The sequence below is a fragment of the Nocardia sp. NPDC059236 genome (assembly GCF_042754085.1).
Taxonomy (GTDB): domain Bacteria; phylum Actinomycetota; class Actinomycetes; order Mycobacteriales; family Mycobacteriaceae; genus Nocardia.
On record NZ_JBHZAF010000010.1, the window covers coordinates 149,696 to 161,762 of the forward strand.

Here is a 12,067-nt window from a genome sequence, read left to right on the forward strand (position 1 = left end):
CTCACAAGCAGGGGTGCCGAGTCACCGCGCTACCGGTGCCTGACCCGCGATTCGCGAGGTCAGGCGCTCCGCGCCCCACCGCAGGGCCTGGCCCACCACCTCCGGCTCGGGATAGGACAGCGTGCGCCATGTGGTGCTGAGGGCCGCGACCGGACGGCTGTTGTGGTCGAACACCGCCGTGCCGACCGACCGCAGGCCCGCCGTCACCAGTTCCACCTCCTCGGCCCAGCCGCGGGCGCGGATCTGTTCCAGGTCCCGGCGCAGCTCGGTCAAGGTCCGGGGTCCGCGCCCGGTACGGGTGATGAAGTCGGAACGCTTGGCGTACAACGCTTTCACCTGGGCATCGGGTAGCGAGGCGAGAATCGCCCGCCCGTTCGCGGTCAGATGCGACGGCAGCCGAACCCCGATATCGGTGATCAGCGAGACCTCCGCGGCCGGACCGGAGCCGGGGCGTTCCTTGAGCAGGTAGACGGTCTCGTTGCCGTGCAGAATGCCCAGATGCACGGCCTGCCCGAGCTGCCTGGCCAGCTGGTGCAGAATCGGCTGAGCCAGCCGTTCCAGCGGTTCGTGGCGCAGGTAGGCCGAACCGATCTCGAAGGACGTCACGCCCAGCCCGTAGGCCTGTTCGCCCGGCACGTACACCACGAATCCGCGGTCCACCAGCACCGACAGGATGTGGTAGACGGACGAGCGCGGCAGTCCCAGATCGCGGGCGAGTGCCGCGGCCCGGACCGGGCCCGGACCCTGGGCCAATCGGACGAGGATGTCGAGCGCCCGACCGACCGCCGGCGACGTGGTCGAAACCGAAGATTGGGCCATGCCCCGGATTCTGCCAGCGACGCCGAATCGGCAGTGGCGACGGCGAAGTGGGTCTCGGGCAATCCACTCCGATCGCAACAGTGAAGCGTTATCGTTTCTCATTGCTCACGCTGTCGTGAGCGATACGTGAGGAGCACCATCATGAAGAATTCCCGCCGAGCCGGAATCGGCGCGACGGTGTTCGGCGCCGCGGCCGCCGTCGCCGCCCTGACCGCCCCCGATGCGAGCGCGCTGGTCACCGGAATCACGGTCGGCGGCAGCCAGGTCTGCGTCAACCAGGCCACCACCGTCACCGTCGCCGTCACCGCGACCTCGTTCCTGTTCGACGTGTCGCTGACCGACAATGACACCCAGGTCGGCAACTCCAAGGTGTCCAACAGCCAGGCCACCTTCAGCTGGACGCCCACCACCACCGGCTCTCACACGCTCGAGGCGACGCAGGAGGTGGTCAGCACCAAGACCACCACCGTGAACGTCGTCGACTGCACCCCGTCGGGTGGCGGCTCCGGCTCCTCCGCGTCCAACCCCCTCTCGGGACTCCTCAGCAGCCTCTCGGCCCACTGAGCCGATAGCGCGAGCCAGGCGAAAGCCGCTGCCGGGCAGCTGCTTTCGCCTGACGATGGGATCTCAGATTCCGTTGAGCCGGGCCAGGATGTCGAACGCGCGTTCCGTGGTCTGTCGCTCCAGTTCGATCTCCGCGGCCGTCGCCGTCGTCAGTGCGGGATTCGCGAGGGCGAGTCCGTTGGCGAAGATCGTCACATTGGCCCCGAGGTCGGCGGCGACCAGCAGCGGCTTGGTGGCGACGCCCTGGCCGAGCACCTGATCGAGCCCTTCGCCAAAGAAGTAGAACCGCCACAGCGGTCCCATGTTCGCGTGGTAGATCCGGTCGGTCCGCTCGGTGATGACATCGCCGGTCTGGGCGATGCTGGCCACGATCTTGAAGTAGTCCCCGGCGTCGGCCGGTGTCGATCCGGCCTCGGCGACCGCCCGTGGCAGATCGACGATCAGATGCGCGTTGTAGCCGGCGAGCGCGACCCGGCCGGGCGAGGCCGCGCAGTCCGCGGCGAGCGCGAAGTAGTTGGCCCAGTGTGGTTCCGGCGTGCCGCCGCCGAACTCGGCATGCACATTGTCGAGGAACCGGCGCAGCAGATCGAAGCTGACCCGGTGCGCGTACTCCGGGTCGGCGAACGCTTGCGGATCGCGCTGCAGCGGCAGCACCGCCTGCTGCTCGACGACGTCCAGACCGGTGGCGAAGCTGCCCCGGCGGTCCGCGTGCTGCTCGAGGATCCGGGTGATCAGGTGGTCGCGGGACACGGCGTCCTCGAGCAGTGCGAGTTCGTCGTCGCCGGCGAGCGTGCCGGTATCGGCGAGCCGGGCGATCTCGTCGTTCTCGGCGGCGGACAGGGTGGTCGCGCATTCCGGCGTGGACGGTGGTGCGGCCAGTGCGGTCGCGGGCGCGACCACTGCGGTGGCGGAAACGGACAGTGCGGCAACGAAATGCCAAAATGCATCGGGCACGATGGGGTTCTTAGCAGTGGCGGCCCGCTAGCGCCCGGCGGACACGCCGAGCAGGCGCCGGAAAGTTGACGGGATACATTTGCGCGGTCCGGATTCCTCTGTGAAAGGGTTACCGCCATGTCGATCGCCGCTGACAAGGTTGTCTCCATCGAATACACGCTGAAGGCCGATGACGGCGAGGTGCTGGACACTTCCGTCGGCGAGGCGCCGCTGGTGTACCTGCACGGCGCGGACAACATCGTGCCGGGCCTGGAGCAGGCCCTCGAGGGCAAGAACACCGGCGACGAGCTGGTCGTCGTGGTGGAGCCCGAGGACGCCTACGGTGAGTACCTGGCCGAACTGGTCAGCGCCGTGCCCCGCGACATGTTCGAGGGCGTGGACGAGCTCGAGCCCGGAATGGAGTTCCACGCCGAGGCGCCGGACGGCGATTCGCAGATCGTCACCGTCCGCCAGGTCGACGGCGACGAGGTGACCATCGACGCCAACCATCCGCTTGCCGGTCAGCGCTTGCACTTCACCGTCAAGGTCGTCGACATCCGCGACGCCAGCGAGGACGAACTCGCCCACGGCCACCCGCACGGCGAGGACGACCACGACCACTGAGGTACGAAGTAGGCGCGCTGTCTGCCACCGTCACCCCGCGGTGTCCGCCGGTAGACGCGAACCTGCCGCCTGTGCCAGGGCCTCGTCCGAAAGCGGGTGGATAGATCGGTCCGCGCTATTCGCGGAGCGGGTGTGGCGGGCGACGGTGTTCAGGTGGCGGAGGGCTTGGCTGTAGGAGGTGAGGAGGGAGGTCTCGGCGTAGGGGATGGCGAGTTCGGCGCAGAAGGCTCGGACCAGGGGTTGGGCGCTGCGGAGGGCGGGCCGGGGCATGGAGGGGAAGAGGTGGTGTTCGATCTGGTAGTTGAGTCCGCCCAGCGCGAGGTCGATCAGGGGTCCGCCGCGTACGTTCCGGGAGGTCAGGACTTGCCGGCGGAGGAAGTCGGTGTTGTCGTCGGCGGAGAGAACGGCCATGCCTTTGTGATTGGGCGCGAAGGTGCAGCCCATGTAGAAGCCGAACAGGCCCTGCTGGACAGCGATGAAGGCCAGCGCCTTGACCGGTGACAGCGCCAGGAAGACCGCGGTCGGGTAGGCGATCGCGTGTGCGGAGAGCAACGCGGCCTCCCGGATACGGTGTGGGATGGGCCATTTCAACACGGCGCGCACGCTCGAGTTGTGCAGGCTGCCCGCCTCGAGGAACAGCATCGGGAAGAAGAGCCAGGCCTGGTAGCGGAAGACGAAGCGCCGCCAGCCTTTTCCGGTGATCGCTCGTTCGCCGGAGTGGGCCAGGATTCCCGCGACGTCGGGGTCCGCGCCCTCGGTGTTGGGGTGCGCATGATGACGGTTGTGATTGCTGGTCCACCAGCCGATGCTCACTCCGGTGGCGAGATTCCCAACGATGAGCCCGTACAGATGATTGGCACGACGGGTTCGGAAGATCTGTTTGTGCCCGGCATCATGTCCGAGGAACGCGAGCTGCGCGAATACAGCGGCCAGGAAGACCGCGGTGCCTAGTTGCCACCACGAGTCGCCGATCACCCACAGTGCCGCCCATCCGGCCGCGAAAGCCGTTGCGGTGAACGCGGTTTTCCACCCGTAATACCGCATTCGCCGGTCGAGCAGACCCGCTTGCCGTACCTGCCGCAACAAGGCCGCGTACTCACTACCACGCGTCGGCGCGGATTCGGCCATCACCGGTGGCGGGATCTCCTGCACCGCCGGCCGGTGTCGTACCGTCTCGATTACCAAGGGTTCTGCACATCCTGCTGTCGTGGTGTCCAGCGATCGCTCCGCGAGCGCCCGCCGCCGCACGGGATTCCGAATTCGGCCCGGGCCGCGCACGGCACCGCCAGCGGGCCCGCGCACCCGGCACCAGCGTGTCGCGCCGCGGCCACCATCAGGTGAACGAACATACGAAGCACCAACACATCTGCATGACGATTTCGCGACCGTTCACGATCCAGCGGCCGAACGCCGACCGTCCGCTGACTGGACTCAGCCGGCTACGCCCAGGTGCCGGACGAAGGGCTTGGGCGCGGTGAACCGCGACCATTCGGGGTCGGCGCTGGGGGCGCCGATGCGCACGAAGCTCAGCCATGCGGCACGCGCCTGCCGTCCGATGGTGTCGAGCTCGCGTCGATCCGCTCCGGCGAGCATCGGCGCGTCGGCCCAGGCGGCATCGCTGCCGAGGAGGAACGGCAGTTCGATGCAATGTGTGGCACCGAAGCCGGAATCCGGTGCGCGGTAGTCGAATCGGTACATCCATACGCGGGCACCTGCTCTGCTGAGCCGACGCGCCAAGCGACGGCTCGGGATTCCGAACATCAGGGCCTTGATCGTCTGTTCGATCGCAGTGGCCATGGCCGGGCCGATACCGGGAATCGTACGTAGCCGTTGCATCCACGGGACCTGTCGATGGAAGGCGGTCATCTCCTGCGCGGTGGTGCCGATGATCACGTCCAGATCCTGTGCACGGGAGTCGATCTCGGCGTTCCACTGCGCCTGGGTGGGCATGACGCCGACGCCGGGAACGGTCATGTGACCCGAGGCAGGGATCAGCTTCAGCCTGCCCCCGGACTCGGCAATCAGCTTGCCCTGTGCGCCGAGAATCGAGGCGATCGATGCTTGACGCGGGTCGCTACCGAGATGGTTCACGAAACGCCGGCCGCTGCGGCTCGCCATGCGGGCGTTGCCGATCCCGACCGCGCCGGTCGGGTCGCTCTGGATGATGGCTCGGTGGAAAAGCCCACGGGTCTGGGGCATTCCGAGCAGGCAACGCACACTGTGGGCCCCGGCGGACTGACCCGCGATCGTCACCGCACCCGGATCGCCTCCGAAGGCCGCGATGTTCTCGTGAACCCATTGCAGTGCGGCGAGCTGGTCGGCGGGAGCGAAATTCCCGTCCGATCCTCCGGCCGCACGCAGATACCCGAGCGTTCCGATGCGATAGGTGACCCCAACGACCACGATATCGCCCTCACGGGCGAGCCGATGCCCGCCGTACCAGCTCAAATTGCCTGCCCCGGTGACGAACCCGCCGCCGTGGAACCACACCAGAACCGGTCGCAGCGAATCATCGACCGCCGGAGTGGTGATCGTCAGGTTCAGGCAATCCTCGGACTGTTCGTGATCCTCCTGCACGCCCATCACCGCCTCCAGCCGCGACGGCAACTGCGGACAGATCGGCCCGTCCCGGCTGGCGTCCCGCTCCCCGGGCCAAGGCTGAACCGGGCCAGGCGCACAGAACCGAACGGCTTCCGCATAGGGCACACCCCGGAACACGACGACACCCTCTTCGGCCGCCCCGCGCAGCACACCGTTCTTCGTGTCCGTCGTTGTGATCATCGATGAACTCCAATCTGCCGGTGCCGCCGAAGGAGACAATCGCAGACCCAAACCCGGTGCTGGCCGGTCATTCCTACGGCGGCGCGATGATCACCGTCGCCGGTGTGGTCGACACTGTGATCGGTCTGGGCTACGACTCCGGCTACGCGATCGAGGAGGGGGAGAGCCTCGGACAGTTGAGGGTAGCCGTGCGCGCCTTCGTGGAAGGCGCGCACCGGGTGGCGACGGCAGGTCGGGTCAGCCGACCGCCACGGTGGAGGCGGCGACGGCACCGGCGAAGCTAACGCTGGTCTCACATCGTCGCTGCAAAAGCTCGGTCGCGGTGCCGCCGGTTTCGCCCACCTGTGCTCGAATGTAAGTCACAGGGCCCCAAGGATTCTCGCTAGTTCTTCGCCGAGTGGATAGAGCTTCTCCGGAGGGATGAGGCGCTTGGCGCGGTCGGCCCGCCCCTCGCGCAGATGTGCGTAGATCCGGTGCACGAGGGGAGTGCAATCGCGTATCTCTACGGTCCAGTCGCTGACGTAGCATTCGACGATGTTTCGTGACAAGCCGACCTGAATGCTGCGGTGGTCCAGCTTCGCCCCGTGGATCGAGTATTCCGGATCCCATTGGACATGGACGAGCGCCTGTTTGAACATCGCCCGCCACTGTGCGGCGTCAGCGTAGACACGCCGCTCGGGACTTGTGAGGACAGCGTGAGTGAGGGCCTCCTCCCATCCCGTCCGGGTGATCCGGACGGCGAGAATGCGTTCCTGACCGGGCTTGCGGGCCCAGTTGCTGCGCTGCATGAGCCATCGGAAGGACGGCTTGATCCACGTCATGCGGTTCAGTGAGAAGGGCTCGACCAAGCGCTGCGCTGCGACAGCCGCGGAGGCGATGGCGTCGTTGAAGGCCTGGTAGACGACGATCGTGTCGCGGTCGAAGTCTGCGCGGATCTCGTACTGATTCATAACGAACGCAGAGTATGACCGTGCACGCCGTGGTTGCCACTGCTTTACCCGCAGGACTGGCGTTTGCGAGGCAGGGTGTTGAAGCCACGCTGCATCTGACCTCCCATCGCCACCCCTGCGCCACAACAGCTTTCAGGGCTGAACGTCCGCCGATCACCTACGGCTGTCGATATCCGGACGTTCGAACCGCATCCGCCGAGCACGATCATCAGTGTTCGTCGTAGTGCCCGTTGTGGGGTGCGTGCCGGTGCCCATCGTGGATGTAGTCGACGTGGTCGCCATGGGGCACGGCGGTGTGGCCGCAGCCCTCGCCGTGGACATGATCGTGGTTTTCGTGCGCGGTGTGCGCGGTCGGTTCGCATTCGTCGTAGTGATCGCCGTGTGCGCGGTGCAGATGACCGTCGTGCACGTAGTCGGTGTGCCCGTCATGTGGAACAGCTACATGTCCGCAACCTTCGCCGTGGTGGTGTTCGTGCTCGGTGTGCGCCGCATGCTCGGGTGTGGTCATGATCTTCGTTCCTTTCTCGTGCCTGTCGTGGTTCGCTTCCTCGTCACTGTCAGGTTCACATCATAATGTGCGCATCTTTTTGCGTATGCGCTGATAGGTAGCTATTTCTCTGGTGGCGTGAGGTGCTCGGCAGCTTGCTGATTCGCATGGGTGCCCGGTTCGGATTCGGCTTGGAAATGGGTGAAGGGACTGTTACGTTGTTGGTAATGATTTTCGATTTCAAGATCTGATGAGGGTTGCAAGATGGCTGGTCTGGTTTTCAGCAAACGCGCGATGGCGGCGGCCGCGTGCGCGGTGGCGGTGGTGGGGGTAACGGCGGCGTGCAGCGCGTCGTCGAAGTCGTCGGAGTCGTCGAGCGGCAAGCTCGAGGTGGTGGCGACGATCAATGCCTGGGGCAGCATCGCGGCACAGCTCGGCGGTGACAAGGTGCACGAGACGAGCATCATCAGCAATCCCGACACCGACCCGCACGACTACGAGCCGTCGCCGGCCGACGCGCGCACGGTCGCGGGCGCGAAGGTGTTCATTTCCAATGGAATCGGTTACGACGCCTGGTCGGACAAGCTGCTGGCGGCCAACCCGGGCCAGGATCGCACCGAGCTCACCGTGGGCAAGGAGCTAGGGGTGGCCGAGGACGGGAATCCGCACCAGTGGTACTCGCCGGCCTCGGTCACCAAGATCGTGGATGCGATCACCGCCGACTACAAGAAGGCCGATCCGGCCGATGCCGCATACTTCGACGATCAGCGCACCAAGTTCGTCGGCACTGCGCTGGCGAAATACAACGGCCTGGTCGCCGACATCAAGGCCAAGTACGCGGGCACGCCGGTCGGCGCCAGCGAATCGATCTTCTCGCCGCTCTCGGATGCGCTGGGGCTCGAGCTGATCACGCCCGCCGCGTTCCTGAAGGCGATCAGCGAAGGCGCCGATCCCGCGCCGGCGGACAAGGCTGCCATCGATCAGCAGATCGCCACCAAGGCGCTGAAGGTCTACGTCTACAACACCCAGAACAGCACCCCGGACGTCCAGGCCCAGGTGGACGCGGTCAAGAAGCAGGGCATCGAGGTCAGCACCGTCACCGAGACGCTCGCCCCGGCAGATGCGACGTTCCAGGACTGGCAGTCCGCTCAGTTGCAGACGTTGGAAGACGCACTGCACAAGGCGACAGGCAAGTAAATGACCACCGTGAAGGCCCGGGCCGCGGCGGACGCCGTCGCGGACCCGGCGCCGTCAAACCCGGAAACCGTGGTCCATATGAGGGGGATCGCGGCAGCGGTTGGCGGTAAGCGGATCTGGTCCAAGGTTTCGCTGGACGTGGAGCCCGGGGATTTCGTCGCGGTGCTCGGCCCGAACGGTGCTGGGAAATCGACACTGCTGAAAGCGATTCTCGGCCTGGTGCCGACCGATACGGGGAGACTCGAGGTGCTCGGTGGCAGACCGGGGCGGCACAACGCCGGGATCGGATATCTGCCGCAGCGTCGGGCCTTCGACGCGAGTGTCCGCATCCGTGGCATCGATATCGTCCGGCTCGGCCTCGACGGCGCACGCTGGGGCACACCCATCCCGTTCCTGTCGAGAATCGTTGCGCCACAGCGCTTCCAGGCGACACAACGGCGATTGCGAGAGGTGATCGAGCTGGTCGGCGCGAGCGCGTACGCGCACCGGCCGATCGGGCAGTGCTCCGGCGGCGAGCAGCAGCGGCTGCTGATCGCGCAGGCACTGGTCCGCCGTCCGCGATTGCTGCTGCTCGATGAGCCACTGGACAGTCTCGACGTGCCGAGTCAGGCCGGGATCAGCGCGCTCATCCGTGATGTCTGCCGGCAGGAGCGAGTCGCGGTTATGATGGTCGCTCATGACGTGAATCCGATTCTGCCGTACCTGGATCGGCTGATCTATCTAGCGCACGGCACCTCCTTGACGGGTACACCCGAGGAAGTGATCACCGGTGAGCGGCTGTCGGCGCTCTACGGTATCCGGATCGAGGTGCTGCGCGACAGCACCGGGCGTCTCGTGGTCGTCGGGCAGCCCGATGTCGCGGCCGGGCATGTGCTCGCGAATCCCGATGCGGGGGAGTCCCGATGAACCCGGCGGCATCCTGGAATCTGGTGCAGGATCTGCGCGAGATGCTCTCGTATCCGTTCATGGTGAATGCCGTGCGCGCCGGCACCATCGTCGCGGTGGTGGCGGGTGCTGCCGGCTGGGTGATGGTATTGCGTCGGGAGAGCTTCGCAGGCCATACCTTGGCCGTGGTCGGGTTTCCGGGTGCGGCTGCGGCCACGTGGCTCGGAATCGCCTCCGGATATGGGTATTTCGGAGCATGTGTCGGCGCGGCGATCGTGATCGCCGCCTTGCCCCGCTCGGTCCGGACCCGTGGCGGCGGTGAGCAGTCGGCCGTGATCGGCATTGTGCAGGCGTTCGCCTTGGCCACCGGAATGCTGTTCGTCAGTCTGTACAAGGGCTTTCTGTCCGGGCTGACTAACCTGCTGTTCGGCACGATCGCGGGCGTCATCGATGAGCAGGTCGTGCTGTTGCTGGTCGCCGCGGTGCCGTGCCTGCTGCTGCTGGCGGTGCTGGGCAGGCCCCTGCTGTGGGCCTCGATCGACCCGGAAGCTGCTGCCGCGCAGGGTATTCCGTCTCATTTTGTGGCCGCAGCCTTCATGGTGCTGCTGGGTGTCGCTGCGGCGGGCACCAGTCAGGTCACCGGCAGTCTGCTGGTCTTCGCTCTCCTGGTGGCCCCGGCCGCGGCCGCACACCAGCTCACCGGTCACCCGGGCCGAGGGATCGCGGCGTCGGTCGCGATCGCGCTCGTGGTCACCTGGGTGGGAATGGGTTTCGCGTTCTTCTCGCCGTATCCGATCGGATTCTGGGTCAGCAGTTTCGCTTTCGGTGTCTACCTGGTCTGCCTGACCTGGCGAAAATGGCGCGACCGGGTGCCGCGGCGGAGGCTCGCATCGCAAGCCGCCGACTTGCCTCGGGAGGTCGCCGCATGAACGCCGTGACAGCGATGCTGGCGCATCCGTTCATCGCGCACGCGTTCCTCGCGGGGACCGCAGTGGCCGTATTGTGCGGCCTGACAGGATATTTCCTCGTGCAACGGGGCGAGGTCTTCGCCGGCGATGCGCTCGGCCACGTCGCCTACACCGGCGCCATGGCCGCCTTGGCTGCGGGACTGAACCCTCGCGCCGGACTCTTCGCCGCGGCCATCGCGGCCGGTTTCACGCTGGGCCTGGGCGGAATTCGCGGCGGCACGGACGATGTCGCGATCGGGTCGTTCTTCTCCTGGATCTTGGGTCTGGGCGTGCTGTTCCTGACCTACTACACCACGCACCGCAGCGGCGGAAACGGCAATGCGAACGTGAACGTGCTGTTCGGCAGCATCTTCGGGATCAATGCCGCGGCGGCCGGGACCGCCGCACTCGTCGGCGCGGTCGCGATCGCGCTGCTGCTGAGCGTCTCGCGCCCGCTGTTGTTCGCGACCATCGATCCCGCTGTCGCCCGGGCGGCGGGTGTGCCCACGCGCCTGCTGGGCGCGGTATTCCTGGCCATCGTTGGAACAACCGTCGCCGAGGCCACCCCGTTGATCGGGTCCGTCGTCGTCCTCGGGCTGCTCGCCGCCCCGGCGGCCGCCGCGGCCCGGCTCACGGGCCGGCCGTGGACGGCATTCTGGTTGTCCGCGGCGCTGGCCGTCCTGGCCGTCTGGGCGGGCATCACGCTCTCCTACGAAATACCCGCCGCGCCGGCCAGTTTCACCATCATGGCCGTCGCAACCTGCTGCTATCTGTGCGCTTTCCTCCTCGACCGCTTCCGACGCCACCGAGCACATGCGGCAACGGAACTTTCCATCAGCTGACATCGATCGGGCCGCTCCCCGCACCACCGGCCACCACCACAACCTGCTGTGCCGAATCTGCGGCCGCGCCGAACAATTCGCCGTCAGCGAGCTGGAACACCACACCGAGCGCATCGCGCACCAACATCGCTACATCGACCTCGAACACCACATCGACTTGTATGGCACCTGCCCAGATTGTGCGGCCGCGAACCCGCTCGCAGAACCCTGATCGGGAGTCGGACTCGACGACCTCGCCCGGGAGCGAGAGCGGATGACAGTCGGTGCGGGTCAGTGCCTCAACGAACCGACCGCCGCCGAGACAGCCGACCGACGCGTGAGCGATGGCGGCCCGCGCCGGTCGGCTAGCCTGAAAGCTGTGGGCATTCCCACAGGGTGGGCGATCATCGCCGGGGCCGGTACGGGCCATGTCCCGGCATACAGTCACACCGAGGTGTGGGTTGGTTCGGCGATCGTGTTGGTGATCTTGCTGATCGCGCTGCTCCGGGGCCTTGGTGGCACGGGTGCGCAGACATCTCGGAAACGGCCCCGTCCGGGACGTGGACGGGGCCGATGATCGGCCGGTCGCAGCCGCGACCGAGCGCTGAATGGCCTTGATCCGGTTCTTCCATCGGATCAATACTCCGGCCGGCCCCGTAGACGTGCCGGCGGCCTGAGTTGGAACGTGTTTGTGCCACTGCGGCTTTCGCTTCGGCACGACCACGCCCGGCGCGGTCCTGGCCGGTGCGTACAGAAACCGACCGGCCCCGATTTGACTTTCGCCGGAAAACAGCCCAGTATTCTCCGGTCAGCACCTCGCTAGGCGAGGCTCCTGCACGAACACAGGCCACTGATCCGACGACGTCGAGAGACGCCCAGGGTTAGGACAGGTTTCCCCGGATTAAGGGGTCACCCGAAGTGGCTTCCCGCAAGGGATCACGTCGTGCAGTGCCGAAGCTCTGACGAGAGGGGTGCCAATCCGAACAGTTTATTCGGGTTTTCTCCCCTTGATGTTCTGACATTTCAACGTAGTGACGTGCGCGTCCAGGCAGCAAGGAG

General features: G+C 66.5%; 15 protein-coding genes and 1 riboswitch. Of the genes, 7 read left to right on the top strand and 8 right to left on the bottom strand.

Translation table 11 applies throughout. The features are described from left to right. Positions 1-21: 21 nt before the first annotated feature. Positions 22-819, bottom strand: a complete 798-nt coding sequence (locus tag ACFXIV_RS26245; RefSeq protein WP_364614864.1) for an IclR family transcriptional regulator — start codon at positions 817-819, stop codon at positions 22-24. A 141-nt stretch (positions 820-960) separates the two neighbouring features. Here ACFXIV_RS26245 and ACFXIV_RS26250 point away from each other — a divergent pair, with 141 nt between their 5' ends. Next, the gene (locus ACFXIV_RS26250) at positions 961-1,383 is read left to right on the top strand and encodes a hypothetical protein (protein WP_379398517.1); all 423 of its coding nucleotides are present in this window, start codon (positions 961-963) and stop codon (positions 1,381-1,383) included. A 63-nt stretch (positions 1,384-1,446) separates the two neighbouring features. Here the strand turns inward: ACFXIV_RS26250 and ACFXIV_RS26255 are convergent, their stop codons facing one another. Then, a complete protein-coding gene (locus ACFXIV_RS26255; RefSeq protein WP_379398519.1) occupies positions 1,447-2,337 on the bottom strand; it encodes a DUF5995 family protein in 891 nt (296 codons plus the stop codon). A gap of 117 nt (positions 2,338-2,454) precedes the next feature. On the opposite strand from ACFXIV_RS26255, the gene ACFXIV_RS26260 reads away from it, so the two are divergent. Then, positions 2,455-2,940, top strand: coding sequence for a peptidylprolyl isomerase (locus ACFXIV_RS26260; protein WP_379398521.1), 486 nt, complete (start codon positions 2,455-2,457; stop codon positions 2,938-2,940). Between the two features lie 30 nt (positions 2,941-2,970). Here ACFXIV_RS26260 and ACFXIV_RS26265 read toward each other — a convergent pair whose 3' ends face one another. Together ACFXIV_RS26265 and ACFXIV_RS26270 are read right to left on the bottom strand one after the other, a co-directional pair. Beyond that, positions 2,971-4,125: a fatty acid desaturase family protein gene (locus ACFXIV_RS26265; RefSeq protein WP_379398523.1), complete on the bottom strand. Its 1,155-nt coding sequence runs from the start codon at positions 4,123-4,125 to the stop codon at positions 2,971-2,973. 246 nt (positions 4,126-4,371) lie between these two features. Further along, complete coding sequence (locus tag ACFXIV_RS26270; protein WP_379398525.1) at positions 4,372-5,721, bottom strand: carboxylesterase/lipase family protein; 1,350 nt, start codon at positions 5,719-5,721, stop codon at positions 4,372-4,374. A 2-nt stretch (positions 5,722-5,723) separates the two neighbouring features. On the opposite strand from ACFXIV_RS26270, the gene ACFXIV_RS26275 reads away from it, so the two are divergent. Then, positions 5,724-6,005 (top strand): hypothetical protein, encoded by a 282-nt coding sequence (locus ACFXIV_RS26275; protein WP_379398527.1) that lies wholly within the window; start codon positions 5,724-5,726, stop codon positions 6,003-6,005. Between the two features lie 75 nt (positions 6,006-6,080). Here ACFXIV_RS26275 and ACFXIV_RS26280 read toward each other — a convergent pair whose 3' ends face one another. The 3 genes from ACFXIV_RS26280 to ACFXIV_RS26290 all read right to left on the bottom strand — a co-directional run bounded on the left by ACFXIV_RS26280 (position 6,081) and on the right by ACFXIV_RS26290 (position 7,565). Then, a complete protein-coding gene (locus tag ACFXIV_RS26280) occupies positions 6,081-6,671 on the bottom strand; it encodes a DUF4291 domain-containing protein (RefSeq protein WP_379398529.1) in 591 nt (196 codons plus the stop codon). 208 nt (positions 6,672-6,879) lie between these two features. Next, positions 6,880-7,179, bottom strand: a complete 300-nt coding sequence (locus ACFXIV_RS26285; RefSeq protein ID WP_379398531.1) for a hypothetical protein — start codon at positions 7,177-7,179, stop codon at positions 6,880-6,882. A gap of 101 nt (positions 7,180-7,280) precedes the next feature. After that, complete coding sequence (locus ACFXIV_RS26290; protein ID WP_379421336.1) at positions 7,281-7,565, bottom strand: hypothetical protein; 285 nt, start codon at positions 7,563-7,565, stop codon at positions 7,281-7,283. On the opposite strand from ACFXIV_RS26290, the gene ACFXIV_RS26295 reads away from it, so the two are divergent. The 4 genes from ACFXIV_RS26295 to ACFXIV_RS26310 are packed head-to-tail and all read left to right on the top strand — an operon-like array spanning position 7,552 to position 11,029. Further along, positions 7,552-8,355 (top strand): metal ABC transporter solute-binding protein, Zn/Mn family, encoded by an 804-nt coding sequence (locus tag ACFXIV_RS26295; RefSeq protein WP_379398535.1) that lies wholly within the window; start codon positions 7,552-7,554, stop codon positions 8,353-8,355. The two genes, ACFXIV_RS26290 and ACFXIV_RS26295, sit on opposite strands and share 14 nt — an antisense overlap. Further along, on the top strand, positions 8,356-9,261 hold the full coding sequence (locus tag ACFXIV_RS26300; RefSeq protein WP_379398537.1) for a metal ABC transporter ATP-binding protein: 906 nt from the start codon (positions 8,356-8,358) through the stop codon (positions 9,259-9,261). Continuing rightward, positions 9,258-10,169 (top strand): metal ABC transporter permease, encoded by a 912-nt coding sequence (locus ACFXIV_RS26305; protein WP_379398539.1) that lies wholly within the window; start codon positions 9,258-9,260, stop codon positions 10,167-10,169. Before ACFXIV_RS26300 ends, ACFXIV_RS26305 begins: the two co-directional genes overlap by 4 nt. After that, a complete protein-coding gene (locus ACFXIV_RS26310) occupies positions 10,166-11,029 on the top strand; it encodes a metal ABC transporter permease (RefSeq protein ID WP_379398541.1) in 864 nt (287 codons plus the stop codon). The genes ACFXIV_RS26305 and ACFXIV_RS26310 overlap by 4 nt, the downstream gene beginning before the upstream one ends. Here ACFXIV_RS26310 and ACFXIV_RS26315 read toward each other — a convergent pair. Further along, positions 11,022-11,180: a hypothetical protein gene (locus ACFXIV_RS26315; RefSeq protein ID WP_379398543.1), complete on the bottom strand. Its 159-nt coding sequence runs from the start codon at positions 11,178-11,180 to the stop codon at positions 11,022-11,024. The two genes, ACFXIV_RS26310 and ACFXIV_RS26315, sit on opposite strands and share 8 nt — an antisense overlap. 636 nt (positions 11,181-11,816) lie before the next feature. After that, positions 11,817-11,986: riboswitch (M-box (ykoK) riboswitch) on the top strand. Positions 11,987-12,067: the final 81 nt, after the last annotated feature.